This is a genomic window from Asanoa siamensis (assembly GCF_016862555.1).
GTDB lineage: Bacteria > Actinomycetota > Actinomycetes > Mycobacteriales > Micromonosporaceae > Asanoa > Asanoa siamensis.
Genome location: NZ_BONE01000104.1, coordinates 1 through 26,205, shown reverse-complemented (window position 1 = coordinate 26,205; position 26,205 = coordinate 1). Strand labels below are relative to the sequence as shown.

General features: G+C 70.8%; 21 protein-coding genes and 1 pseudogene. 15 read left to right on the top strand and 7 right to left on the bottom strand.

The features are described from left to right. On the top strand, positions 1-815 hold an 815-nt coding region (locus Asi02nite_RS36785; protein WP_203718671.1), incomplete at its 5' end, for an ABC transporter ATP-binding protein. Between the two features lie 105 nt (positions 816-920). Next, a complete protein-coding gene (locus tag Asi02nite_RS36780; RefSeq protein WP_203718670.1) occupies positions 921-1,715 on the top strand; it encodes an ABC transporter ATP-binding protein in 795 nt (264 codons plus the stop codon). Here Asi02nite_RS36780 and Asi02nite_RS36775 read toward each other — a convergent pair. Next, the gene (locus tag Asi02nite_RS36775; RefSeq protein WP_203718669.1) at positions 1,708-2,790 is read right to left on the bottom strand and encodes a LacI family DNA-binding transcriptional regulator; all 1,083 of its coding nucleotides are present in this window, start codon (positions 2,788-2,790) and stop codon (positions 1,708-1,710) included. The genes Asi02nite_RS36780 and Asi02nite_RS36775 overlap by 8 nt on opposite strands. A 102-nt stretch (positions 2,791-2,892) precedes the next feature. On the opposite strand from Asi02nite_RS36775, the gene Asi02nite_RS36770 reads away from it, so the two are divergent. Next, entirely contained in the window at positions 2,893-5,307 is a 2,415-nt protein-coding gene (locus tag Asi02nite_RS36770; protein ID WP_203718668.1) for a glycoside hydrolase family 2 protein, read from the top strand. A 7-nt stretch (positions 5,308-5,314) separates the two neighbouring features. Here the strand turns inward: Asi02nite_RS36770 and ilvD are convergent, their stop codons facing one another. After that, positions 5,315-7,162, bottom strand: coding sequence for a dihydroxy-acid dehydratase (gene ilvD, locus Asi02nite_RS36765; RefSeq protein ID WP_203718667.1), 1,848 nt, complete (start codon positions 7,160-7,162; stop codon positions 5,315-5,317). Positions 7,163-7,366: 204 nt separating this feature from the next. On the opposite strand from ilvD, the gene Asi02nite_RS36760 reads away from it, so the two are divergent. The 5 genes from Asi02nite_RS36760 to serA all read left to right on the top strand — a co-directional run bounded on the left by Asi02nite_RS36760 (position 7,367) and on the right by serA (position 15,164). After that, positions 7,367-9,787, top strand: a complete 2,421-nt coding sequence (locus tag Asi02nite_RS36760) for a putative bifunctional diguanylate cyclase/phosphodiesterase (protein WP_373312406.1) — start codon at positions 7,367-7,369, stop codon at positions 9,785-9,787. A gap of 187 nt (positions 9,788-9,974) precedes the next feature. Continuing rightward, a complete protein-coding gene (locus Asi02nite_RS36755) occupies positions 9,975-11,864 on the top strand; it encodes an acetolactate synthase large subunit (protein WP_203718665.1) in 1,890 nt (629 codons plus the stop codon). Then, complete coding sequence (ilvN, locus tag Asi02nite_RS36750; RefSeq protein ID WP_203718664.1) at positions 11,864-12,379, top strand: acetolactate synthase small subunit; 516 nt, start codon at positions 11,864-11,866, stop codon at positions 12,377-12,379. Before Asi02nite_RS36755 ends, ilvN begins: the two co-directional genes overlap by 1 nt. Before the next feature lie 30 nt (positions 12,380-12,409). Then, on the top strand, positions 12,410-13,423 hold the full coding sequence (ilvC, locus tag Asi02nite_RS36745) for a ketol-acid reductoisomerase (protein ID WP_203718663.1): 1,014 nt from the start codon (positions 12,410-12,412) through the stop codon (positions 13,421-13,423). A 142-nt stretch (positions 13,424-13,565) separates the two neighbouring features. After that, the gene (serA, locus tag Asi02nite_RS36740; RefSeq protein ID WP_203718662.1) at positions 13,566-15,164 is read left to right on the top strand and encodes a phosphoglycerate dehydrogenase; all 1,599 of its coding nucleotides are present in this window, start codon (positions 13,566-13,568) and stop codon (positions 15,162-15,164) included. Positions 15,165-15,224: 60 nt separating this feature from the next. On the opposite strand, the gene Asi02nite_RS36735 is transcribed toward serA, so the two are convergent. Beyond that, complete coding sequence (locus Asi02nite_RS36735; protein ID WP_203718661.1) at positions 15,225-15,575, bottom strand: hypothetical protein; 351 nt, start codon at positions 15,573-15,575, stop codon at positions 15,225-15,227. Between the two features lie 432 nt (positions 15,576-16,007). Then, positions 16,008-16,814, bottom strand: coding sequence for an FAD:protein FMN transferase (locus Asi02nite_RS36730; protein ID WP_203718660.1), 807 nt, complete (start codon positions 16,812-16,814; stop codon positions 16,008-16,010). A 186-nt stretch (positions 16,815-17,000) separates the two neighbouring features. Between Asi02nite_RS36730 and Asi02nite_RS36725 the strand changes: the two genes are divergently transcribed. From Asi02nite_RS36725 to Asi02nite_RS36710, 4 genes are all read left to right on the top strand, one after another. Further along, a complete protein-coding gene (locus tag Asi02nite_RS36725) occupies positions 17,001-18,032 on the top strand; it encodes a 3-isopropylmalate dehydrogenase (protein ID WP_203718673.1) in 1,032 nt (343 codons plus the stop codon). A 113-nt stretch (positions 18,033-18,145) separates the two neighbouring features. Next, the gene (locus tag Asi02nite_RS36720) at positions 18,146-19,240 is read left to right on the top strand and encodes a branched-chain amino acid aminotransferase (RefSeq protein WP_203718659.1); all 1,095 of its coding nucleotides are present in this window, start codon (positions 18,146-18,148) and stop codon (positions 19,238-19,240) included. Positions 19,241-19,510: 270 nt separating this feature from the next. Continuing rightward, the gene (locus Asi02nite_RS36715; RefSeq protein WP_203718658.1) at positions 19,511-19,897 is read left to right on the top strand and encodes an LppU/SCO3897 family protein; all 387 of its coding nucleotides are present in this window, start codon (positions 19,511-19,513) and stop codon (positions 19,895-19,897) included. Between the two features lie 384 nt (positions 19,898-20,281). Next, positions 20,282-20,722 (top strand): LppU/SCO3897 family protein, encoded by a 441-nt coding sequence (locus Asi02nite_RS36710; protein WP_203718657.1) that lies wholly within the window; start codon positions 20,282-20,284, stop codon positions 20,720-20,722. Between the two features lie 44 nt (positions 20,723-20,766). Here the strand turns inward: Asi02nite_RS36710 and Asi02nite_RS36705 are convergent, their stop codons facing one another. Then, positions 20,767-21,480 (bottom strand): tyrosine-protein phosphatase, encoded by a 714-nt coding sequence (locus tag Asi02nite_RS36705; protein ID WP_203718656.1) that lies wholly within the window; start codon positions 21,478-21,480, stop codon positions 20,767-20,769. 92 nt (positions 21,481-21,572) lie between these two features. Further along, entirely contained in the window at positions 21,573-21,989 is a 417-nt protein-coding gene (locus Asi02nite_RS36700) for a PRC-barrel domain-containing protein (RefSeq protein ID WP_373312404.1), read from the bottom strand. 299 nt (positions 21,990-22,288) lie between these two features. Here Asi02nite_RS36700 and cimA point away from each other — a divergent pair, with 299 nt between their 5' ends. After that, complete coding sequence (gene cimA, locus Asi02nite_RS36695) at positions 22,289-23,875, top strand: citramalate synthase (protein ID WP_203718655.1); 1,587 nt, start codon at positions 22,289-22,291, stop codon at positions 23,873-23,875. Here the strand turns inward: cimA and Asi02nite_RS36690 are convergent. Further along, positions 23,865-24,803 carry an endonuclease/exonuclease/phosphatase family protein gene (locus Asi02nite_RS36690; protein WP_239127542.1) on the bottom strand — a complete coding sequence of 313 codons (939 nt, stop codon included), beginning with the start codon at positions 24,801-24,803 and terminating at the stop codon, positions 23,865-23,867. The genes cimA and Asi02nite_RS36690 overlap by 11 nt on opposite strands. A 157-nt stretch (positions 24,804-24,960) precedes the next feature. Here Asi02nite_RS36690 and Asi02nite_RS42050 point away from each other — a divergent pair, with 157 nt between their 5' ends. Beyond that, on the top strand, positions 24,961-25,890 hold the full coding sequence (locus Asi02nite_RS42050; protein WP_239127540.1) for a phosphotransferase enzyme family protein: 930 nt from the start codon (positions 24,961-24,963) through the stop codon (positions 25,888-25,890). 60 nt (positions 25,891-25,950) lie between these two features. Next, positions 25,951-26,205 (top strand): annotated as a pseudogene (locus Asi02nite_RS36685) (AAA family ATPase); the annotation flags it as partial.

The window sequence follows — 26,205 nt, the reverse complement described above, 5'->3', positions numbered from 1 at the left end:
TCCGGCTGGACAACCGGATGAAACACGTCGGCGGCACGGTGACGGTCGACGGCGAGACGCTGCCGATCGGTGACGACCGGGCGATGGACCGGTTCAGGTTCAAGCAGGTCTCGGTGATCCCGCAGTACGCGATGAGCGCCCTCAACCCGACCCGCCGCGTCGGCCGGCTGGTGGCGGACCTGCTGACGGCCCGCGGCATCTCGTACGCGGACACCCGCCCGGAGCTGGTCCGCCGGCTGACCCTGGTGGGTCTGCCGGAGACGGTCCTCGACAACTACCCGATCGAGCTGTCGGGCGGCATGAAGCAGCGGGTGGTGCTGGTGCTGTCCACCCTCTGCGACCCGGCGGTGCTGGTGGCCGACGAGGTGACGTCGGCGCTGGACGTGTCGACGCAGCGGGCGGTGGCGCAGACGCTGGTCGAGTTCCGCGACCGCGGCTACGTCCGCAGCATGCTGGTCGTCACGCACGACATCTCGCTGGTGTACCAGATCGCCGACACCATCATGGTCATGTACGCGGGCCGCCTGGCCGAGAAGGCACCGTCCGATGTGGCTGTAACGGAACCGCTTCACCCCTACACCCAGCTGCTGATCGGCGCGCTACCCGAAGTCGGCGCCCGCTTCAGCGACCGCAGGTTGACCGGTATACCCGGGCGCCCACCGGGCTTACGCAACCCACCACAGGGCTGCCGCTTCCGCACCCGCTGCCCGCTGGCCTTCGACAAATGTGCGGAGCAACCGCCATTCGTCGAGGTAGCCAAGAACCACCAGGTGGCCTGCTGGAAAGCGGGTTCCGGGATCGCCTCCGGCGGATAGGAGATCAGCTGACGTGAGGAGGCTTGCGGCGGCATCGCCGCCGGCACACGCGGATGCGATCCAGGAGCGGCGACCAGAGGTCGTTCGCCGAAGGAAGGGGTAACCGTGCTTGAGCTCGAAGCTGTATCGAAGACCTACCGCCTGGGCGCCTTCGGCACCCGGGAGGTGACCGCCGTCCGCGATGTCGACCTCACCGTCGAGCGCGGCGAGGTCGTCTCGCTGATCGGTGAGAGCGGCAGCGGCAAAACCACCATCGGCCGGATGGTGCTCGGCCTCGCCGCGCCCACCAAAGGACAGATCCGCTTCGACGGCGTCCCCGTGACCGGCCGACGCGGGCGCGCGCTCAAGGGCTACCACCGCCAGGTGCAGGGCGTCTTCCAGGACCCCTTCAGCACCTTCAACCCCGTCTTCAAAGCCGACCGTGTCTTCGCCCTCGTCCGCGACGGCTTCTTCCCCGACGTGCCCACCACCAGATGGCGGGAGCGGGTCGAGGCCGCCCTCCACGGTGTGCGGCTCGAACCCGCCGACGTCCTCGACAAATACCCGCATCAGCTCAGCGGCGGGCAACTCCAGCGGATGCTGATCGCCCGCGCGCTCCTGCTCGACATCCGCCTCCTCGTCGCCGACGAGATCATTAGTATGTTGGACGCCTCGACGCGGATCGACGTGCTCAATCTGCTCGGCGAGCTCAAGGCCGCCGGCCTCGCCGTTCTCTTCGTCACCCACGACCTGGCGCTCGGCACCTACATCAGCGATCGCACCGTCATCCTGCGCGCCGGCGAAGTGGTCGAGGCCGGCCCGACCCAAGAGGTATTCGCCGACCCGCGGCACGAATACACCCGTAATCTTCTGGCCGCCGTGCCACATTTGCACAGCCGATGGGATGAACCGGTTAAGTAGAACTCACCGGACGGGCCGTGCTCGCCCGCGGCACCAGTTTGGCCGTCGCGTCCTGGACCGAGCCCACCGACTGCCCGGCCACGGCGGCCAGCAACTGGCGTGCGGCCAGGGCCCCGTACGCCGGGATGTCGCGGGCCAAAGCGGTGAGCGCGGGATGCACCAGCCGGCACAGCGGCGAGTCGTCGAAGGCCACGATGGACAGGTCGCCGGGCACGGACAGGCCCATCTCCTGCGCCACCCCCAGCCCCGCGATCGCCATCACGTCGTTGTCGTAGATCACCGCCGTCGGTCGCGCCTCGCCGCTGAGCAAGCGCCGCGTCGCCCGGGCGCCCTCCTCGCCGGAGTAGTCGGTGCCGATCGTCAACGCGTGCCGCACGCCCAGCCGCGCGCACGCCCCCTGGAACGCCCCGGCCCGCACCCGTGTGTGCCACAGGTCCGGCAGCCCGGCCACCCGGGCGATCCGTCGATGGCCCAGCGCCGCCAGGTATTCCACGGTCTCGACCAGCGCCGCGGCGTCGTCGTTCCAGACGTGCGGCACGTCGCCGACACCCTCCGGGCCGCCGACGACCACCGCGGGCAGTCGCAGGTCGGTGACCACCGGGATCCGCGGATCGCCGACCCGCAGGTCACAGATCAGGACCCCGTCGACGCGGCGCTCGCCCCACCAGCGGCGGTAGACCTCGACCTCGGCCGACGCGTCGGCCACGATCTGCAACATCAGCGCGTACGACCGGCCCGACAACTCGGCCTCGACGCCACTGATGAGTTCCATGTAGAACGGCTCGAAGCCCAGCACCCGGGCCGGCCGGCGCAGCGCCAGGCCGATCGTGTCGGCCGCCGCGCCGGACAGGGCGCGGGCCGCGCTGTGCGGGTTCCAGCCGATCTCCTCGGCGATCGCCAGGATCCGCCGCCGGGTCGCCTCGGAGACGCCGCGCTGGCCGTTGAGCGCGTACGACACCGCACCCTTGGACACGCCCGCCCGCTGCGCGATGTCGGCGATCGTCGGCCGCTTCACCCTGCCTCCAGCCGCGAAGAATGGTTGCCGAGGGCAAGCTACCACCGCCGTTGACAGCATTCCCGCGGCCATCGTACCGTCAATTCCACTTACCCGGTTCAGCAACCGCATCGGCGACGCGTCACCGCGGTGCGGGGTCACAGCGGCGAAGGGTCCGAGCCCATGCGGAAATCGCTCGATTCCGGTTGGGCCCTGGCGCCCGCGACCGCCGACGAGGTGCCGACAGCGGTCACCGGGCCGATCCCCGCCACGGTGCCCGGGTGCGTGCACACCGACCTGCTCGCCGCCGGCCTGATCCCCGATCCGTTCCTGGACCGCAACGAGACCCTGCTCGGCTGGATCGGCGACACGACCTGGCACTACACGCACACGTTCGAGTGGCGCGGCGCCGGCGGCCACGACCGGGTCGACCTCGTCTGCGACGGCCTCGACACGGTCGCCGACCTCGAGCTCAACGGCGTGCCGATCGGCAGCACGGCCAACATGCACCGCTCCTACCGCTTCGACGTGCGCGACGGCCTGCGCCCGGGCGACAACGACCTGCGGATCACCTTCCACCCGGCCCGGGAGTATGCGCGCCGGTGGGAACGCGACCTCGGCGCGCGCCCCAACGCGTACGGCGAGCCCTTCAACTTCATCCGCAAGATGGCCTGCAACTTCGGCTGGGACTGGGGCCCCACACTGGTCACCGCCGGCATCTGGCAGCCGATCGGCCTCGACCTCTGGCACACCGCCCGACTGCGCACCGTCCGTCCACTCGCCACAGTCCACAACGGCACCGGCCGCGTCGAGGTGCACGCCGACATCGCCCGCGCCGCCGACGGCCCCCTCACTCTCACCGCCACGATCGCCGGCCGCCAGAGCCGCACGACGACAAAGACCGACACCGCGACCGTCACCGTCGACGTGCCGGACGCCGCCCGCTGGTGGCCCCGCGGCTACGGCGCCCAGCCCCGGTACGATCTCGAGGTCACGCTGACCGACACGAGCGGCACCACGCTGGACACCTGGCGCAGGAAGATCGGCTTCCGGGACGTCCGCCTCGACACCGCGCCGGACGAGACGGGTTCGCCGTTCACGGTCGTCGTCAACGACCAGCCGATCCTCGTGCGCGGCGTCAACTGGATCCCCGACGACGTCTTCCCGACCAGGATCACGCGGCAACGCCTCGCCGACCGCCTCACCCAGGCCATCGACGCCAACGTCAACCTCCTGCGCGTCTGGGGCGGCGGCCGCTACGAGTCCGAGGACTTCTACGACCTCGCCGACGAGCACGGCCTGATGGTCACCCAGGACTTCCTGTTCGCCTGCGCCGCGTACCCGGAGGAGGAGCCGTTCGCCACCGAGGTCGCGGCCGAGGCGGCCGAGCAGGTGGTCCGGCTGTCCAGCCACCCGAGCCTGATCTGGTGGTGCGGCAACAACGAGAACATCTGGGGCCACGAGGACTGGGGCTGGAAACCGGAGCTCGGCGACCGCAGCTGGGGCGCCGGCTACTACCACCGCGTCCTGCCGGACATCGTCGACAACCTCGACCCCACCCGACCGTACTGGCCCGGCAGCCCATGGTCCGGCACCGACGACCGGCACCCCAACGACCCGGCGCACGGCACGACGCACATCTGGGACGTCTGGAACCAACTCGACTACACGCACTACCGCGACCACCACCCGCGGTTCGTCGCGGAGTTCGGCTACCAGGCCCCACCCACCTGGGCCACGCTGGCCGCGGCGATCACCGACGACCCGCCGGCCCCGGACTCACCGGGCATGCTGCACCACCAGAAGGCCGTCGACGGCCAGCGGAAGCTCCAACGTGGACTCGACGCGCATTTCACGCCACCACGGGACTTCGCCGACTGGCACTACCTGACCCAGGTCAACCAGGCCCGCGCGATCGCGCTCGGCATCACGCACTTCAGAACGATCGAACCGACCTGCACGGGCACCATCGTCTGGCAGCTCAACGACTGCTGGCCGGTCACCTCGTGGGCCGCCGTCGACGGCGCCGGCCGCCGCAAGCCCATGTGGCACGCGCTGCGCCGGGCGTACGCGGACCGCCTGCTCGCCATCGACGACACGACCGCCGTGCTCCGCAACGAGACGGCCCACCCCTGGCACGCCACGCTCACCGTCGGAAGGTCCACGCTGGACAACGACGTGAAAGCCGGCACCACGCACGACGTCACCGTGCCACCCCACGGCCGCGCGCAGGTACGCCACGGGATCGCGCCACCCGGCGACCCGACCACCGAGGTGCTCTGGGCCGAGGCCGACGGCGCGGACCGCGCCTGGTGGTTCTACGCCGAGGACAAGGACATGGCCTACCCGCGAGCGGCCTTCGACGCCACCGCCGCCCACAGGAACGGCGTCACCACCCTGACGGTCACGGCCAGGACCTTCCTGCGTGACCTCACGGTCTTCCCCGACCGCCTGGACGGGACAGCCGAGCCCGACGACGCCCTGCGCACCCTGTTCCCGGGCGAGACGGCGACCTTCACGATCACCGCCGCCACGCCCCTGGACGAAGACGACGGAGCACTGACCACCAGGCCAGTGCTCCGCTGCGTCAACGACTGAAGGACGACTACTCAGGCACCTTGCGATACGCGCCGTCGCTGGCCGACGTCGCCATCGAGGCGTACGCCCGCAGCGCCGCCGACACGGGCCGTACCCGATCGATGGGCGTGTAAGGCTTGTCGCGCTTCTCCTGCGCGATCCGCCGCGCCTCCAGGACCTCGTCGGAGACGTTGAGCGTCATGGACCGCGACGGGATGTCGATGACGATCTCGTCGCCCTCCTCGACCAGCGCGATCAGCCCACCACCGGCCGCCTCGGGCGAGACGTGCCCGATCGACAGCCCCGACGTGCCGCCGGAGAACCGCCCGTCGGTGATCAGCGCGCACGCCTTGCCGAGCCCACGTCCCTTGAGGAACGACGTCGGGTAGAGCATCTCCTGCATGCCCGGCCCACCGCGCGGCCCTTCGTAGCGGATGACCACGACGTCGCCCGGCTGGATCTCCTTGGCCAGGATCCCGTCGACCGCGGCCTCCTGCGACTCGAACACCTTCGCGGGCCCGCTGAACCGCCACAGCTCCTCATCGACGCCCGCGGTCTTCACCACGGCCCCCTCCGGCGCCAGGTTGCCGTGCAGGATCGCCAGACCACCGTCGGCCGTGTACGCGTGCGCGAAGTCCCGGATGCACCCGTCGGCGGCATCGGTGTCCAAAGTGGACCACCGGTTGGACGTGGAGAACGGCTCCGTCGTCCGCACCCCACCGGGCGCCGCGTGGAACAGCTCGACGGCAGCAGGCGAAGCGGTCCCGCTCCGGATGTCCCACTCCGCGAGCCACGTTGCCAGCGAAGGCGAGTGCACCGAGTGCACCGTCGTGTCCAACGCCCCACCCCGGGCCAGCTCGCCCAGGATCGCCGGAATCCCACCGGCCCGGTGCACGTCCTCCATGTGGTACTTCTGCGTGTTCGGCGCGACCTTGGCGAGACACGGCACGCGGCGTGACACAGCGTCGATGTCTGCCACACCGAAGTCGAGCTCCGCCTCGCGCGCGGCCGCCAGCAGGTGCAGCACCGTGTTGGTCGACCCGCCCATCGCCACGTCCAGCGCCACCGCGTTCTCGAACGCCGGCCGGGTCGCGATGCTCCGCGGCAACACCGACGTGTCGTCGGAGTCGTAGTAGCGCCTGGCCAGATCCACCACGGTCCGGCCCGCGGACAGGAACAGCTCGCGCCGCGCCGAGTGGGTCGCCAGCGTCGAGCCGTTGCCCGGCAGGGCCAGCCCGATCGCCTCGGTCAGGCAGTTCATCGAGTTCGCGGTGAACATCCCGGAGCACGACCCGCACGTGGGACACGCGGACCGCTCGATCTCGTTGAGCTCGGCGTCGGACACGGCGTCGTTGGACGCGGCGATCATCGCGTCGATCAGGTCGAGCTTGGCGCCCACCACCCCGTCGACCGCGATCGTCTTGCCGGCCTCCATGGGGCCACCGGAGACGAACACGGTGGGGATGTTGAGGCGCAGCGCCGCCAGCAGCATGCCGGGCGTGATCTTGTCGCAGTTGGAGATGCAGACCAGCGCGTCCGCGGTGTGCGCGTTGACCATGTACTCGACGGCGTCCGCGATCAGCTCCCGGCTGGGCAGCGAGTAGAGCATGCCGCCGTGGCCCATCGCGATGCCGTCGTCGACGGCGATCGTGTTGAACTCGCGGCCGACGCCGCCGGCCTCCTCCACCGCCGACGCGACCAGCGCGCCCATGTTGCGAAGGTGCACGTGCCCGGGTACGAACTGCGTGAAGCTGTTGGCGATCGCGACGATCGGCTTGCCGAAGTCGTCGTCGGTCATGCCGGTGGCCCGCCACAGGGCGCGCGCGCCGGCCATCGTCCGTCCGTGTGTGGAAGTCCTGGAACGCAGCTCGGGCATGTTGTCAAGTCTTGCATCACAAAACCGGAAGAGCGCGCGTCAGGTACGCCATGCGTCCACCAGACGGGACGGCAAGGGCCGTGATTTGCGCCATATGCCGGAATGTGCGCAACCAGCGAGGACGTCACCCGTCGCACACACAGTCCCCCATGCACCCTTCCGATCCGGCACAGTTGTGATGTGCACTTCGGGACCGGTGCCGCCTTGGCAGCCGCCGCAGGCACCTTGGCGGCCGCGGTCGTCACGGTCCTGTTGGTCTCTTCGGCGCGCGCCCGTGTCGGCGCCGCCCGCCAGGCCCACCTCATGCTGGCGATCGGCAGCGCCCTCGCGGCGCTGACCACCGCGGTCGCCCTGGTCGGCGTCCTCACGTTCGCCGAGAGCTGGTCACACCACCAGCCGGCCCGCACCACCTTCGCGATCGGCATCGGCATCGGCACGGCGATCAGCGCCGGCGTCCTCTGCACCGGGCTGCTCCGGCTGCCCTGGGCGGCCGGCACCCGGCGGATCGCCGGCCGCCACCTGCTCGACGCGCTGGTCATCGCGTTCGCGATCTGGTTCGTCGGCTGGGTCTTGATCTCACCGCCCGCCTCGATCTTCGGCGCACAGACCCCGCGCCCGTGCGTGGGCCTCTTCGTCGCCTCGGGCGCCGCCGCCCTCGCCGTCGGCATCGTCGTGATCGTCACGATGCGCGGGGCGGGCTCCCGGCTCCGCCTCCTGTTCATGGGCTGCGGCGCGGTCTCGGTCGCGGCCTGCGGCGTCGGGCTCACCGCCGGCCTCTGCCAGGGCGGCCCGGGCCTGGCGACCCTCAGCGGGGTGGTCATGCCGATCGCCCTGATGGTCGTCGCGTTCGCCGGCCGTGGCGTCGACACCGAGGCGATCGCGGAGCTCGACGTCATCCGCCGCGGCACCTCGTACGCGTTCGTCCCGATGTTCGCGATGGCCTTCGCCGGCATGCTGCACGTGATGGCCGGCGGGCAGATCACCGCGATGGGCATCGCGCTCGGCAGCCTGGAGGGCTTCGCCCTGGTCGCCCGCCAGTTCGTGGCCCTGCGCGACGTCCGCAACTACGCGATCCGGCTCGAGGAGCGCGAGGCGCACTTCAAGGAGCTGGCCCACACCGACCCGCTGACCGGCCTGGCCAACCGCCGCGGCCTGCTGCGCGCGCTGGCCGAGGAGGTCGAGCCCGGCAAGCCGTGCGTCCTGCTCGGCCTCGACCTCGACGGCTTCAAGAACGTCAACGACATGCGCGGCCACGACGTCGGCGACGACGTGCTGGTCGAGGTCGGCCAACGGCTCCGGATGAACCTGCGCCCCGGCGACGTGGCCGCCCGGCTCGGCGGCGACGAGTTCGCGGTGCTGATGTGGGCCCGGCCGCACGAGGCCCAGGGTGCCGCCGAGCGGCTGCTCGGGGTGCTCAACAAGCCCTACGAGCAGACGTCCGGCCGGGTCTTCCTGAGCGTCAGCATCGGCGTCGCCGGCGCCGACACCGCCAGCGACGACGCGACCCTGCTGCAGCACGCCGATCTCGCCCTGCGCTACGCCAAGCAGCGCGGCAAGAACCGGGTCGAGCGCTACCACGCCTCCTACGACCACCTCCTGCGCCGCCGCACCACGGTCGAGCACGAGCTGGGCGGCGCGATCGAGCGCGGCGAGCTGCACCTCGCCTTCCAGCCGGTCGTGATCATGCCCTCGGTCCGCCCGGTCGGCGCCGAGGCGCTGCTCCGCTGGCACCACCCCGAGCTGGGCACCGTCCGCCCCGACGAGTTCATCCCGATCGCCGAAGAGGGCGGCATGATCGCCAAGCTCGGCGCGTGGGTGCTGCACCAGGCGTGCCACCAGCTCTCCCGCTGGCTCGCCGACGGGCACGACGTCTGGGTCAGCGTCAACGTCTCGCCGCGCGAGCTGCACGCCCCGGAATACGTCGACCAGGTCGCCGACGCGCTGCGCGCGCACCGGGTGCCACCGCAACGCCTGGTGCTGGAGGTGACCGAGCAGGCGGTCGCGATCGACCTCGACGAGCTGATCAAGCGGCTGCGCGCGCTGCGGGCCATCGGCGTCCGCATCGCGCTCGACGACTTCGGCACCGGCTACTCGTCGTTGGGCCAGCTCCGCCGGCTGCCGATCGACATCCTCAAGATCGACCACAGCCTGGTCGCCGAGAGCGAGCCCGGCGACGACCACGGCTTCGCCCCGCTGGTGATCCTCGCCGGCGGTCTCGATCCGACGGGCCGCGGCAAGGCGGCGGCGCGTCCGCAGGGCGGCCCGCTGGTCGACATCGTGGTGCGCCTCGGCCACCGCCTCGGGCTCGAGGTGATCGCCGAGGGAGTCACCAACCCGCGCGAGCAGGCCGCGGTGATCGAGGCCGGCTGCCGCTTCGGTCAGGGCCAGCTCTTCGGCTGGGGTGTCCCGGCCGAGCACCTCGAGGCGATGCTCGACGCGGCCACCTCACCCGGCGCCCGCCCCGACCAGAAGATCAAGACTGACAAGGCTCGCGTCACCAACGAGCGAATCCCTGATCGCCCCGCGTGCGGAGAGCTCGCGCCGCCCGCCCAACGGGAGGCCGCGACACCTGCTGCCCAGGATGTGGGATCAGTTGACTCATCCCGCGAGATACGTCAGAGTTAGCCCCATGTCGCCACGCTGGTCGTCTCGAGTACTTACCTGAGCGCACTCTCGATCCAGGAGAGTGCGCCGGCCCCGTGCATCTGCACGAGGGCCATTTTTGTGCCCGGACGCACGTGACCGCCGTCACCGGGGGTCACCAGAGATCGCCAACACCACACGAGCGCAGCACCGAGCGAAGGCACCCGCCATGACCAGACCCACGCCCGAGACCATCGCCCACCGGCGCCACGCCACGCCGGCGACGGTCGCGGCCCAGGCCGCGCACGCCGGCCACGCGGCCGAGCGACACCAGTCGGCCGAGCGCCAGGCCGAGCGCCCGACGCCACCCGCCCCGGTCAAGATCACCGGTGCGCAGTCGCTCGTGAAGTCGCTCGAGTCGCTCGGTGTCGAGGTCGCGTTCGGGATTCCCGGTGGAGCGATCCTCCCCGCGTACGACCCGATGTACGACTCGTCCGTCCGCCACATCCTCGTCCGCCACGAGCAGGGCGCGGGCCACGCGGCCACCGGCTACGCGCAGGCCACCGGCAAGGTCGGCGTCTGCATCGCCACCTCCGGCCCCGGCGCGACCAACCTGGTCACCCCGATCGCCGACGCGTACATGGACTCGGTCGCGGTCGTCGCGATCACCGGCCAGGTGCCGCGGCCGGCGATCGGCACGGACGCCTTCCAGGAAGCCGACATCCAGGGCATCACCCTGCCGATCACCAAGCACAACTTCCTCGTGCAGAACGCCGAGGAGATCCCGCGCATCCTGGCCGAGGCGTTCCACCTGGCGAGCACCGGCCGGCCCGGTCCGGTCCTGGTCGACGTGCCCAAGGACGTGCTGCAGGCGCAGACCACCTTCGCCTGGCCGCCCACCCTCGACCTGCCCGGCTACCGGCCCACGCTGCACCCGCACGGCAAGCAGATCCGCGAGGCGGCCCGCCTGATGAGCGCGGCCAAGCGCCCGGTGCTCTACGTCGGCGGCGGCGTGCTCAAGGCCGGCGCCACCGAGGGCCTGCGCAAGCTCGCCGAGCAGACCGGCATCCCGGTGGTCACCACGCTGATGGCCCGCGGCGCGTTCCCCGACTCGCACCCGCAGCACCTCGGCATGCCCGGCATGCACGGCTCGGTCGCCGCCGTCTACGCGCTGCAGAAGTCCGACCTGCTGATCGCGCTGGGCGCCCGCTTCGACGACCGGGTGACCGGCAAGCTCGACTCGTTCGCTCCGGACGCCGCGATCGTGCACGCCGACATCGACCCGGCCGAGATCGGCAAGAACCGTGCGGCGGACGTCCCGATCGTCGGCGACGCCAAGCACGTGATCGAGGAACTGCTCGGCGCGATCGCGACGGAGCAGGCGGCCGGCCGGACCGGCGACCGCACCGCCTGGTGGGCCCAGCTCGACGACCTGCGCCAGCGCTACCCGCTGGGCTACGACGAGCCCTCCGACGGCACGCTCGCACCGCAGTACGTGATCGAGCGGATCGGCAAGATCGCCGGGCCGGACGCGATCTACTGCGCCGGCGTCGGCCAGCACCAGATGTGGGCCTCGCAGTTCATCCAGTACGAGAAGCCGCACACCTGGCTCAACTCCGGCGGCGCCGGGACGATGGGCTACGCGGTGCCGGCGGCGATGGGCGCGAAGGTCGGCATGCCCGACGTCACCGTCTGGGCGATCGACGGCGACGGCTGCTTCCAGATGACCAACCAGGAGCTGGCCACCTGCGCGCTGGAGGGCATCCCGATCAAGGTCGCCGTGATCAACAACGGCAACCTCGGCATGGTGCGCCAGTGGCAGACGCTGTTCTACAACGAGCGCTACTCCAACACCGAGTTGGGTACGCACAAGCACCGGATCCCGGACTTCGTGAAGCTGGCCGAGGCGCTCGGCTGCGTGGGGCTGCGCTGCGAGAACGCGCAGGACGTCGACAAGACGATCGAGGCCGCGATGGCGATCAACGACGCGCCCGTCGTCATCGACTTCGTGGTCGGCAAAGACGCGATGGTGTGGCCGATGGTGGCCGCCGGCACCAGCAACGACGAGATCATGTTCGCCCGTGGCGTCCGCCCGGCCTTCGACGAGGATGAGTTGTGATGTCCAAGCACACGCTGTCGGTGCTCGTGGAGAACAAGCCCGGTGTCCTGGCCCGCGTCTCGGGGCTGTTCTCCCGGCGCAGCTTCAACATCGACTCGCTCGCGGTCGGTGAGACCGAGCACCCCGAGATCTCCCGCATCACGATCGTCGTCAATGCCGACGAGTCGCCGCTGGAACAGGTCACCAAGCAGCTCAACAAGCTGGTCAACGTTCTCAAGATCGTCGAGCTGGACCCGGTGCAGTCGGTGCAGCGCGAGCTCGTCCTGGTCAAGGTCCGCGCCGACCGCGCGATCCGCTCCCAGGTGCTCGAGACCGTGAACCTGTTCCGCGCCCGCGTCATCGACGTGGCTCCGGACACGTTGACTATCGAAGCGACCGGTACGGCCGACAAGCTGGACGCGCTCCTTCGTGACCTCGAGCCGTACGGGATCAAGGAAATGGTCCAGTCCGGGATGGTGGCGATCGGGCGCGGATCCCGTTCCATCACGACCGGGCCGGCGCTTCGCGCCGCCTGACAGTCAGAGAGCAACACGCGAGAGGGAATCATGACCGCAGAGGTTTTCTACGACGACAACGCCGACCTGTCGATCATCCAGGGCAAGAAGGTCGCCGTCCTGGGCTACGGCAGTCAGGGGCACGCGCACGCGCTGTCGCTGCGCGACTCGGGCGTCGACGTCGTGATCGGCCTGCCCGAGGGCTCGAAGAGCCGCGAGAAGGCGCAGGAGCAGGGGCTGCGCGTCGCGACGCCGGAAGCCGCTTCCGCCGAGGCCGACGTCATCATGGTGCTCGCGCCCGACACCGTGCAGCGCAAGCTCTACGCCGAGGCGATCGAGCCCAACCTGACCGCCGGCAAGGCGCTCTTCTTCGGCCACGGCCTCAACATCCGGTACGGGTTCATCACCCCACCGGACAACGTGGACGTCGCGATGGTCGCACCCAAGGGCCCGGGTCACCTCGTCCGTCGCCAGTACGTGGACGGCAAGGGCGTGCCGGTGCTCGTCGCCGTCGAGCAGGACGCGACCGGCACGGCCCTCGCGCTCACCCTCTCGTACGCGAAGGCGATCGGTGGCCTGCGGGCCGGCGGCATCAAGACCACCTTCAAGGAGGAGACCGAGACCGACCTGTTCGGCGAGCAGGCCGTCCTCTGTGGAGGCGCCTCCGCGTTGGTGCAGACCGGTTTCGAGGTGCTCACCGAGGCGGGCTACGCCCCGGAGATCGCCTACTTCGAGTGCCTGCACGAGCTCAAGCTCATCGTCGACCTCATGTACGAGGGCGGCATCGCCCGGATGCGGTACAGCGTCTCGGACACCGCCGAGTACGGCGACTACTCGCGCGGCCCGCGCGTCATCGACGCCCGCGTCAAGCAGGAGATGCAGCGCATCCTCGCCGAGGTGCAGTCCGGTGAGTTCGCCCGTGAGTGGATCGCCGAGGACGACAACGGCCGGCCCAACTTCACCAAGTGGCGTCAGGAGGGCGCGGCTCACCCGATCGAGGAGACCGGCCGCAAGCTGCGCGGGATGATGAGCTGGGTGGACCGCCCGATCACCGAGACCGCGTGACGCGGGACACCCTCTCCGGGGCGAAAGCTCCCGTTGTGAGCCCAAACACGCCTTAGGGAGAACATGGGGCGCCGGCCCGGCGCCTACCATTTCAGTGGTAGGCAGCCGCTGCCGGCGCCCCTTCCCTAATTTACGAGGACCTATGACTCCCGTCGTTCTTATCGCCGAAGAACTGGCCCCTGCCGCAATCGACGTGCTCGCGCACGACTTCGACGTCCGTCACGTCGACGGCTCCGACCGCGAGGCGTTGCTGCCGGCCCTCGCCGAGGCCGACGCGGTGATCGTCCGCAGTGCCACCCAGATCGACGCGGCCGCCATCGCCGCCGCACCGCGGCTCAAGGTGGTCGCCCGCGCCGGCGTCGGCCTCGACAACGTCGAGGTGCCCGCCGCCACCGCGCGTGGCGTCATGGTGGTCAACGCGCCGACGTCCAACATCGTCTCCGCGGCGGAGCAGGCGGTCGCCCTGCTGCTCGCGGTCGCGCGCAACACGGCGAGCGCGAGCAGCGCGCTCAAGGCGGGGGAGTGGAAGCGGTCCAAGTACACCGGCGTCGAGATCCAGGGCAAGACCGTCGGCGTGGTCGGCCTCGGCCGCATCGGCGTGCTGTTCGCCCAGCGGATCGCGGCGTTCGGCACCCGGCTGATCGCCTACGACCCCTACGTGCAGCCGGCCCGGGCCGCGCAGCTCGGCGTACGCCTGGTGGGTCTGGAGGAGTTGCTACGGGAGAGCGACTTCATCTCCATCCACCTGCCGAAGACGCCCGAGACCGTCGGCCTCATCGGTGAGAAGGAACTGGCACTCGTCAAGCCCGGCGTCCGCATCGTCAACGCCGCGCGCGGCGGGCTGATCGACGAGCAGGCCCTGGCCGACGCGATCGCCGAGGGCCGCGTGGGCGGTGCCGGCATCGACGTGTACGCGAAGGAGCCGTGCACCTCGTCGCCGCTGTTCGCGTTCGACAACGTGGTCGCCACGCCGCACCTGGGCGCGTCCACCGCCGAGGCGCAGGACAAGGCCGGCCTCGCCGTCGCCCGGTCCGTCAAGCTGGCGCTGCAGGGCGAGTTCGTGCCCGACGCGGTCAACGTGCAGGCCGGCGGCGTCGTCGCCGAGGACGTGCGCCCGCTGCTGCCGCTGGCCGAGAAGCTCGGTCGCGCGTTCACCGCGGTCGCCGGCGGCGTGGCCGCCACCGTGACCGTCGAGGTGAGCGGCGAGATCCTGACCAACGAGGTGTCGGTGCTGAAGCTGGCCGCCACCAAGGGCCTGTTCGCCTCCGTGGTCGAGGAGCAGGTCACCTACGTGAACGCGCCGCACATCGCGGCCGACCGCGGCGTCGAGGTCGACCTGGTCACCCTGACCGACACCAGCGACCAGCCGACGCTCGTCACGGTCCGCGGCGCGCTGCCCGACGGCCGTACCGTCAGCGTCTCCGGCACCGTCACCGTCTCGGGCAGCCGCGAGGTCGCCAAGCTGACCGAAGTGGACGGTTTCGCGCTCGAGCTGGCCGCCGACGGCATCCTGCTGTTCTTCCGCTACGCCGACCGGCCCGGTGTCGTCGGCGCGATCGGCTCGATCCTCGGCGAGGCGGGCGTCAACATCGCGGCCATGCAGGTCGCCCGGCGCGAGGCCGGAGGCGAGGCCCTGATGACGCTGACCGTCGACAACTCGGTCGACGCGGAGCTGCTCGCGGCCGCACAGGAGAAGATCGGCGCCGGCTCGGCCAGCGCGGTCGACCTGCGGACCGAATAGGACAGACGCGCGAAAGCGGGACGGGTGGCCACGCGGCCGCCCGTCCCGTTTCTCATGTTGTCAGGAGGCCATCGCTCCCGGCGGATAGACCGTGCCGCCCTGCGGGTCGAACAACAGCAACCCGTGCTTTCCGGCGAGCTCCTCCACCGTCAGCAGCACCTCGTCCGGGCAGTCCTCGTCGAGCTTCATCTCGACGTGGTCGGCCGCTATGTGCAGCGGCGTGACCGCCCAGGGCGACCCGTTCGTGTCCCGGTCCGGGTAGGCCGACGTCATCGCGACGTAGAAATCGGCGATTCGTGGATGCGGCGCGGCGTCGACATGCTCGCCCTGCCGGCACAGCTCGAACGCGGCACCGACATCCTCTGCCGAGGCATCCGGGTCCATCACCCAGACCACCAAATCGAAACTCACGGGCACACTGTGCCATATGGCTCGGTCGCTCCGGGGCGCCGAGGAGGTCGTGTTCCGCCCCGCCAGCCGCCCCTTTCTTCGCTCGGGCGGCTGACGGGGCGGAACACGACCGCGCCCCTCCACTCCCTCGCGTGTCCAGGCGCCGTCTCGCGTAAGGCGGTCGCGACGGTTTGCGGTTGGACCGCGACCGGTGCGGTTGCGCAACGGGCAATGCCCAAAGCTTTGTCATAAATGCGATCAGCTCCCGCACCGACTCGGCAATGTCGGTGCGGGAGCTGATCAACGTTCGCGTGCGCTGGCTTGCGCACAACGGAGGGGGCTACGAGCAACGACGCGCAACCGGTCACCCGAAGACCATTCCACGCCGGAAACCATCACTGCGTAACCGCTCGAACACGCTATCGATTCGACGCAAGCGTGCGCAAGGGTCACTCAGGCACCGCGTGTCGCGGGAACCTCGGCGATCAGGCTGGCCGTGTAGCCCTCGGCCGTCGGGAACCAGGCCAGGCCCGCGTCGCCGGCCGCGTAGAGCGCTGTCGCGTACGCGTCGGCGACCGCGAGGTCGGGACCCATCACCGTGGCCGCGCGGACCTCGTCGACGGCGTGGGCGCGGTGCGGGTCGATCACGTGGCCGCGGCGGCCGCTGACGCCCGACGTGCCGATCGCGCCGGCCGTCAGCTCCAACGAGACCGGCTTTCGGCGGGCGTCGTACGGGTGGTGCACCGCGATCCGCCACGGACCGCCGTGCGGCGCGTTTCCGCGTACGGTCAGGTCGCCTCCGCTGGCCACCGCGTAGTCGGTGATGCCCGCGGCCCGGACCCGGGCGGCGGCGCGCTCCATGGCCCAGCCCTTGACGAGCGCGCTCGGGTCGAAGCCGCCGGGCGCCGACCAGGCGTCGAACCATCCGTCGGTGGCGGCGCGCATGGCGTCGCAGCGGGCGATCAGGTCGGCCAGCGGTGCGTAGGCGTCCGCGGCGATCTCGCCCCGGCGCAGGCGCGCGACGAGGCTCGACTCGCGCAGCGGGCTGTAGGCGACGTCGATCGCGCGCAACTCGCCGACGGCGTCGGCGATCGTCGCGGCGAGCTCACGGCGGCTCATCAGTGGTGGGCTGACCAGGGTCAACGTGAAGCCCGCGGTGGAGGTCTGCACGGTGTGGTGTGCGACCAGGCCGCCGTTGGCGGCAGCGGGATGAGCGATGGTGCTGGCCGGCCCGCCGCCGAGGCGTAGGTCTGGGCGCATGCGGCCCCCTTCCGGCTGAGACTGGGCCAACCATAAAATTCGCGGGTGACGGTGGCATGAGCACCGGCTGAGAGTTTCCTGGGTAAGTCTGCCCGATTCCGTATGGTGGGAGCCACGTACCGTTTATCGGGACGATGACTTAACGTTTGTTAGACGTTCGGTGGACGAAGGAGCTTTGACGTGTCAGTGGCGCGGATCGCGGTGGTGGCCGGCGACGGCATCGGGCCCGAGGTGATCGGCCAGGCGCGCAAAGTGCTCGACGCGGTGCTCCCGGGCGTCGAGGCGACCGAATACGACCTGGGCGCCGCGCGCTACCACCGCACCGGCGAGGTGCTGCCCGACTCGGTGATCGAGGAGCTGCGCGGCCACGACGCGATCCTGCTGGGCGCGGTCGGCGACCCCACCGTCCCGCCGGGCGTGCTCGAGCGCGGGCTGCTGCTCAAACTCCGCTTCGACTTTGACCAATACGTCAACCTGCGCCCCTCGCGGCTGTTCCCGGGCGTCGTCAGCCCGCTGGCCGGCGTCAAGCCCGGCGAGATCGACATGGTCGTGGTGCGCGAGGGCACCGAAGGGCTCTACGCCGGCGCCGGCGGCGGCCTCCATCGGGGCACGCCCGCCGAGATCGCGACCGAGGAGAGCCTCAACACCCGCCACGGCGTCGAGCGGGTGATCCGGGACGCGTTCGCCCGCGCGGAGCGCCGCCCGCGCCGCAAGGTGACGCTGGTGCACAAGACCAACGTGCTCACCCACGCGGGCTCGTTGTGGGCGCGCACGTTCGCGGCCGTGGCCGCCGAGCACCCCGACGTGACCACCGAATACCAGCACGTCGACGCGGCCGCGATGTTCCTCGTGACCCAGCCGCAGCGCTACGACGTCATCGTCACCGACAACCTCTTCGGTGACATCCTCACCGACATCGCCGCCGCCGTGACCGGTGGCATCGGCATGGCCGCCAGCGGCAGCATCAACCCCGAGCGGACGCACCCCTCGATGTTCGAGCCGGTGCACGGCTCGGCGCCCGACATCGCCGGCAAGGGCCTGGCCGATCCGGCCGCCGCCGTGCTCTCCGTCTCGCTGCTGCTCGACCACCTCGGGCACGCCGACGCCGCACACCGAGTAGCCGAGGCGGTCGCCGCCGAGCTCGCCGGGCGCACGTCCGGCTCGCCGCTGCGTACCGCCGATGTCGGTGATCGTCTCGCCGCGGCCGCGGTCGGCTGACTGCCGATCCGCCCGGCCACCTCTCGCCCTTGAACGACCGTTCGGGGTAAGTTTCTCTCGCAGCCTTTACTGAGCGTTGCCGGCGCGCGCCGGCTTACCTGGAGGTCCACGCCATGAGCGGTGGTGACAAGCTCGACTTCGAGATTCGTCCGAATCCCCAGCCGGTACCCGCCGCCGAGCGTGCCGCGCTCATGGTCGACCCGGGATTCGGGCGGGTCTTCACCGACCACATGGTGACCGCCCGTTACGCCGACGGGAAGGGCTGGTACGAGGCCCGCGTCGAGGCCCGGGCGCCGATCCAGATGGACCCGGCCAGCGCGGTGCTGCACTACGCGCAGGAGATCTTCGAGGGCCTCAAGGCCTACCGCAACGCCGACGGCACCGTCACCATGTTCCGGCCCGACGCCAACGCCGCCCGGTTCACCACCTCGGCCACCCGCCTCGCCATGCCGCACCTGCCCGACGGCGCGTTCGTCGACTCGCTGCGCAAGCTCATCAGCATCGACCGCGAGTGGATCCCCGAGGACGACGAGGGCAGCCTCTACCTGCGCCCGTTCATGTTCGCCAGCGAGGTCTTCCTGGGCGTGCGCGCCGCGATGGAATACCTCTACGTGGTGATCGCGTCGCCGGTGGGCTCCTACTTCAAGCACGGCGTCAAGCCGGTCAAGGTCTGGGTGAGCCCCAACTACACGCGGGCCGCGCCGGGTGGCACGGGCGCCGCGAAGTGCGGCGGCAACTACGCCGCCTCGCTGCTGCCGCAGCAGGAGGCCGCCGCCAACGGTTGCGACCAGGTGGTCTTCCTCGACGCGGTCGAGCAGCGCTGGATCGACGAGTTGGGCGGCATGAACGTCTTCTTCGTCTACGACGACGGCACGCTGGTCACGCCGCCGCTGGGCACGATCCTGCCGGGCATCACCCGCGAGGCCATCATGCGGTTGGCCAACGACGCGGGCCGGGCCGTCATCGAGCGGCCGGTGGCGTTCGACGAGTGGCAGGCCGACGCCGAGCGCGGCCGCATCACCGAGGCGTTCGCCTGCGGCACGGCCGCGGTCATCACCCCGATCGGCGAGGTGCGCTTCGAGGGCGGCTCGTTCAAGATGGGCGACGGCACCTCGGGCGAGGTGACGATGGGCCTGCGCAAGCAACTCGTCGACATCCAGCGCGGCCGCGCGGCCGACCCCTACGGCTGGGTCCACAAAGTCCTCTGATCGATCTGTTTCGTCAGCGCGGGCGCGTCGGGAAGTCTCCGGCGCGTCCGCATTTTTTCCGAGCAGCGGTCCCGGGTCCGTCGTGGGCACGACCGTCGCTCCCGCCGGAACGCAGCCTCCGCGGCGGGTTCCGCAAGAGCCGCAGCAATCCGTCCGAATAGGTCAGTGGACGCGCCCCGTCGGCGTTTTGCCCCTGATGATCGATCGGGATCCTGGCCTCGTCGGACATGCGCTAGCGTTCGCCGTCGAAATCCATCGGAAGGAATGCACGTGTCCGACGAGGTCACCACCTCGCCGCCACGCACGGCGGCTGGGCTCAGCAGGGGCAGGAAGATCCGCAACGGGGTGATCGGCCTCCTCGTGCTCCTGATCGTGTTCGTCGGAGTGCGGATGTGGTCCGCCGCGAGCGACGGATCGGGGGAGGCCGGAACGGGTGACTGCCTCGTCGTCGCGCCGGCGCCCGACGATTTCAGCACCGTCGACTGCGCCGACCCGACGGCCCGGTGGAGGGTGATCGGCAAAATCGACGATGTGCCGAAGGCGGAGTTCAATCCGCAGGGCGACAACCACTGCGACGCTACGGCCAAGGCCGCGTTCTGGTTCGGCAAGGAAGACAACGCCGGCTACGTGCTCTGCCTGGAGCTGCTGGAGAGATAGGCCTGTCCGTCCACCATGGAAGCGCCGCGGCTCCGACAGGGCTTGGGCCGGAACACCGTCCGCGGCCGCGCACGGCTCCGGGTGAATCGCGCGAGACGGCCCGGCGGGCGATGGGTGGTGCGGGGATGAACGGGCGGATGCGGCCGAACGGATCGCCAGGCACAACGGTGACGTCCGCTGCTCCGAGCCGGTCAGGAAATGATCCGGTGCCCGATGTCACACCGTCCGAATTGGTCGGTGAGGGGCCTCGCTCGGTGATTGAGCCCGATATCCGCACGGTCGTTCGGGCAGGTGAAGCGCGCCGAACGGATGATCGACCGGGGTCACGGGCCGGTCGGCGATGCTCTAGCGTTCCCCGCGGTTGATCCATCGAAAGGAATATTCGTGTCCGACCAGGCCACCCCTCCCGCCGCCCCGCAGGCCGGCGCCCCCTTCACCCCGCCCGCCGGCGCCCCGGCTCCCGAGCCGGCCACGCCGAGCAAGGGCCGCAACGTCGGCAAGGTCCTCCTCCGCGTCATCGCCGTCCCGGTCGTGCTGATCGTCGCCGGCATCGCGTGGAAGTTCGCGTCCGGTGACCCGACCGTGGCCTCGACCGGCGACTGCCTCATCGAAGCCGCGTCCGCCGACGACATGAAGACCGTCGGCTGCGACGACGCGACCGCGCACTGGAAGGTCGTCGGCAAGGTCGACAACATCAAGGAAGCCGACTTCAAGCCGACCGACGACACCAGCTGCACCGCCTACCCGACGGCCGAGGCGTCGCTCTGGATGGGCCGCGAGGGCGGCAACGGCGACGTGCTCTGCCTGGAGCCGTTGAAGAAGTAGGCAACGCCCCGAAGCGCCGGCCATCCATTATGGATGGCCGGCGCTCACGGCTCCAGCAGGTGCCCGCGGAGCGCCGCGAGATCCTCCGCCGTCAGGCCGGCGTGCGCCGCGTACCCCTCGATCGAGCCGTGCCGCTCCCGCAGTTCCGTGAGGAACAGGTGCATCGCCGCCGCGGGGGAGGCCATGAACGGCGCCGGCAGCGGCTGGGTCGCCGGGAGCGTCGCCCGCACCCAGGCCGAGAACCGCTCCGACGCCGCCGTGCTGAGCGCGTAGTCCGCGGCCACGTCGTCGTCGCCGACCCCCAGCAGCGAGAGCGTCAGCGCGCACACGACGCCCGTGCGGTCCTTGCCGGCGACGCAGTGCACCAGCACCGGCCCGGCGTCGGGGTCGGCGATCACCTTCAGCGCGTTGCCGATGCCGACCGTGCCGGACTCGGCCAACTCCCGGTAGCGATCGGCGATGAACCGTTCCACCGCGTCCTCCGTGGCGACCCACTCCGGGTGTTCCGGGTGGATGTGCCGGTAGGCCAGGCCCGGGTAGTCGACCACCCGGCCGTCGCGCTCGACCTCGTATGGCCGGCGCAGGTCGATCACGGTGCGTACGCCGAGCGCCGACACCTCGCCGGCCGCGAGGCGGTGCACGGAGTCGGACCGGAAGACCCGCCGCCACCGCACGGTGCGGCCGTCGTGCCCGGTGTAGCCGCCGATGTCCCGCAGGTTGAAGACGCCGTCGATGGTGTGCGTGCGGTCGATATCCATGGTCAACACCGTATCCCACCGGGCACAATCCACTATGGACACGAAGCCGGCGCCCGCCACAGGGGGCGGGCGCCGGGGTCGACCGGGGTGGACTACAACCGCGGCGAGCCGCCGTAGTAGCCGCCGAGCTTGTCCCGGTAGGCCGGGTCGGTGTGCGTGTCCGTGTCGTACTCCGGAGCGTCCTTGATCTCCTGCTTGCTCCGGTCGACGTAGACCTTGCTCTCCTCGTGGTCGACGCGGTTGACGACGCCGGCGGGAAGCATGACCTTCTTGCCGAAGATCCACGCGCCGGTGTCCACCACCAGGTAGCTGGCGGCGACGTCGTGGCTGGCATCGTCGATCTTGCCGATGCCGCCGTCGGTCGCCTCGACCTTGTAGCCGACCAGGTCGGAGCCGGTCACACCGGCCTCGTCGCGGAACGACCACGGATCGAACGCACCCTGGGGTACGCCGCCGTGCGCCGCGGGAGGCATGGCCTTGGGGGTCGTCTGAGGGTCGAGCCGGTCCATGAGAACCTTCACTCCTCGTATCGACTGCCGTTCTCGGTCCGTAACTACCTACCCGACGCGATGGGGACGAAAACCCCCAACGGGTGATCCCGACATGTGGTCAGGTATTTGGCGTCACGGCATGGCCATGGCAAAGTACGGAGCGTGACACACCTCGCCCTCATTATTGGCAGCTAGCGCGCCGGCAGACGACACCGCCGAGCGCGCAGACCTCCCGCATTTCGCGGGGGGTCTTTTTGTTGGGTTTACCAGCTCAGCGTTGCCGGGCCCCGCCGCATCTTCGAAAGGACGCCAGGATCATGCCCTCCTATCAGGTGTACGACACCACGCTGCGCGACGGGGCACAGCGCGAGGGGATCAGTTACTCGGTGGTCGACAAGCTCGCCGTCGCCCGCCTGCTCGACGAGTTCGGTGTGGGTTTCATCGAGGGCGGCTGGCCCGGTGCGATGCCCAAGGACACCGAGTTCTTCCGGCGCGCACGCACCGAGCTCGACCTGCGGCACGCGCAGCTCGTCGCGTTCGGCGCCACCCGCAAGGCCGGCGTCGGGGTCAACGAGGACCCGCAGGTCCGTGCGCTGCTCGACGCCGAGACGCCGGCCGTCTGCCTGGTCGCGAAGTCCGACATCCGGCACGTGGAGCGGGCGTTGCGCACCACCGGCGACGAGAACCTGGCGATGGTCCGCGACACCGTCGCGCACTTCGTGAAGAGCGACCGCCGGGTCTTCCTCGACTGCGAGCACTTCTTCGACGGCTACCGCCACGATCCCGCGTACACCGCGTCGGTCGTCGCGGCGGCGTTCGAGGGCGGCGCGGAACGCGTGGTGATGTGCGACACCAACGGCGGCATGCTGCCGTCGCGGATCACCGCCGCGATCGCGGACCTTACGGCCCGCCTGGGCGTCTCCGCCGACCAGCTCGGCATCCACTGCCAGAACGACACCTCGTGCGCGGTCGCCAACACGGTCGCCGCCGTCGAGGCCGGCGTCGAGCACTTCCAGTGCACCGCCAACGGGTACGGCGAGCGTCCCGGCAACGCGGACCTCTTCGCCGTGGTCGCCAACCTGCAACTCAAGCTGGGCCTGCCGGTCCTACCGGACGGCTGCCTGGAACAGGCGATGCGGGTCTCGCACTCGATCGCCGAGATCGCCAACATCGCACCCGACACCCACCAGGCGTACGTGGGAGCGGCGGCGTTCGCCCACAAGGCGGGCCTGCACGCGAGCGCGATCAAAGTGGATCCCCTGCTCTACAACCACGTCGAGCCCTCGGTCGTCGGCAACGACATGCGGATCCTGGTCACCGAGATGGCCGGCCGGGCCAGCATCGAGCTCAAGAGCCGTGAGCTCGGCATCGACCTGGCCGGCCATCCGACCGAGCTGTCCCGCGTCACCCAGCGGGTCAAGGACCTCGAGGCCGGCGGCTGGTCGTTCGAGGCCGCCGACGCGAGCTTCGAGCTGCTGGTCCGCGGCGAGTTCGCCGAGGTGCCCCGGCCGTTCGCGCTCGAGTCCTACCGCGTGCTCGTCGAGCACCGCGAGGACGGCGCGGTGGTCTCCGAGGCGACCGCCAAGGTACGCGTCCGCGGCGAGCGGGTGATCGCCACCGCCGAGGGCAACGGCCCCGTCAACGCGCTGGACGAGGCGCTGCGGCTGGCCCTGTCGAAGCACTACCCGGAGCTGGCGACGTTCGTGCTCGCCGACTACAAGGTGCGCATCCTGGAGGGCTCACACGGCTCGGGTGCGGTCACCCGGGTGCTGGTCGAGACCCACGACGGCAAGGGCCGCGACTGGACGACGGTCGGCGTGCACGAGAACGTCGTCGAGGCGAGCTGGCACGCGCTGGTCGACGCCCTGACCTACGGCCTCAACCGGCAGCCGGCTACACACTAGGCGGCAACGAGACTTCCGCGAACACGGCGCTGTGGTCGCTGCCCGGCAGCGGCCACACCGCGAACTCCCGGATCGACAGGCGCGGGTCGATCAGGATGTGGTCGATCGCGATCGGCGGCAGCTTCACGCCGTGGTCGATCGGCCGCCACGTCCCGACCAGACCGTTGCCGGTGTTGACCGCCGCGTCCTCGTATCCGGTCGCCAGCACCGCCCGCAGCGCCGCATGGTCCACTGTGGCGTTGAAGTCGCCGAGCAGCAGCCGGATCGGACCGTCCGATGTGGCCGGCTGCTGTGCGTGCAGGCCGGCCCGCCAGCATGGCACGTCGGCCACCCGCAGCGGCGCGCAGGAGTGCACCGACTCGATCGTCACGGGCGCGCCGCGGTCGAGCTTCACCGTCCCGTACGCCTGGGTGAAACCCGAATCGTCCTTGTGCACGCCGGTGCCGGTCAACGGGAACCGGGAGTAGAGCCCACCGTTGACGTAGATGGCCGGGTCGTCGACGATCCGGTGCGGCAGCAGCGCGCCGATCCCCGCCTTGTCGAACGCGGCGATGAACGCGTCGTTGAGCTCCTGCACCGCGAGCACGTCGACGCGGTGCTCGCGGACCAGCCGCACCAACTCGGCCGGGTCCGCCTCGCCGTGCTTGATGTTGGCGGTCAGCACCCGCAGCCGGGGCCCGCCGGCGTCGGCCGCCACGCCCGGCACGGCCCGCGGCAGCACCACGGCGCCGAGCGCGGCCAGCGAGAGGGCCGCGACGGCGGCGGCCTTCCAGCGCCGCAGGGCGAGCGCGCCGATCAGCGGCAGCACGCCCAGGCCGGCCGCGTACGGCGTGTAGGCCAGCAGGTGCACCAGCGGCCCGCGTTCGAACCCCACCAGCCGTACGGCCGCCCAGGCAGCTCCGGGTGTGACGGCGAGCCAACAGGCCACCGTCGCCGTGACCGACCGCCCCCGCTGGTCGCGCACGACGCTGCTGTCCGCCTGCCGGCTCCCCGTCCACACACCAAGCACGCTAGAGCGCCGCTGTGAAGGAATGGTGCGCTTCCGGAGAAGATCCACCCTGGGATCCGGCGGGTAGGGTCGGCCGATGCCGGTCGACCCGCACGCCGTCTGCGCCGCCTTCGACCTGCCGCCGCGCGGGGCGACGCTGGTGCCGCACGCGTACTCGAGCCAGCGGACCTGGCGGCTGACCGCGGGTGGCGACCGGTTCCTGGTCAAGGAGGTCCCGGCCGGCCTGTCCGCCGCCGCGATGGCCTTCGAGCGCGAGGCGGCGGCGGCCGGCATCCCGGTGCCGCGCCAGGTCGCGCCGGTGCGCCCCGCGGTCGGGTGCGCCGCGGCCCTGCCCGACGGCACGCTGGTACGCGTGTCGCAATGGCTGGACGGCCGCCCGGCGAGCACCGACGACGACCTCGGCGAGTGGCTGGGCGCGACGCTGGCCCGATTGCACACGCTGCGGCCGCTGGCCGCCGCGGAGCCGGTCGTCTACGGCATCCACCCGCCGGAGCGCTGGGCCGACTGGCTCGCCGCGGGGGAGCGGCAGGGCCGCCCGTGGGCCGGGGTCCTGGCCGGGCGGCTGCCCGGCGTCGAGGCCGCGACCGCCTGGGTCGGCGCCGCCTTCGCCCGGGCGGGCGACTACGTCGTCACCCACCGGGACGTCGAGCCGTGGAACGTGTTGGTCACCCCCGCGGGGCCGGTGATCGTCGACTGGGACGCGGCCGGCCCCGACAGTGCCGGTCTCGTCGCCGCCCACGCGGCGTACGCCTTCGGTGGTGGTCCCGGTGCCCGCACCGACCGCGCCCTGGCCGCCTACACCGCGCACGGCGGGCGGCTGCCGCCCCCGGACGACCGCTTCGCGCGCCGGGCCGGGCTGATGCTCAGCCGGCTCGCCGAACGGCTCCTGCGGACGCTCGGCCGGATCGATCCGGGGCCGTACGCGATCGAAGAACTGGACCGCACGGCGGCCGATCGGCTGCGGGACCTTCCCTCCTTCGTGGCTGACCTGCGCAAATCTAAATGATCACCAACAAATTGGGCTAAAAGGCTCCCAATCGCGTGTCCAACCGGGAGTCTCGACATCATGACGCCCAGCTTGCCGCCACCGTCCGAGTTCGACTTCGCGGACGAGACGCCCGACGAGGCCTACGCGGCGGGCTCGGACCCGGCCGCCGCCCGGCAGACGGCGTCGCTGCTCGAGGAGGTCCTCTTCGAGGTCAAGCGGGTCATCGTGGGCCAGGACCGCCTGGTGGAGCGGCTGGTCGTGGCCCTGCTGGCCGACGGGCACTGCCTGCTGGAGGGCGTCCCGGGCGTGGCGAAGACGCTGGCGGCGCAGACG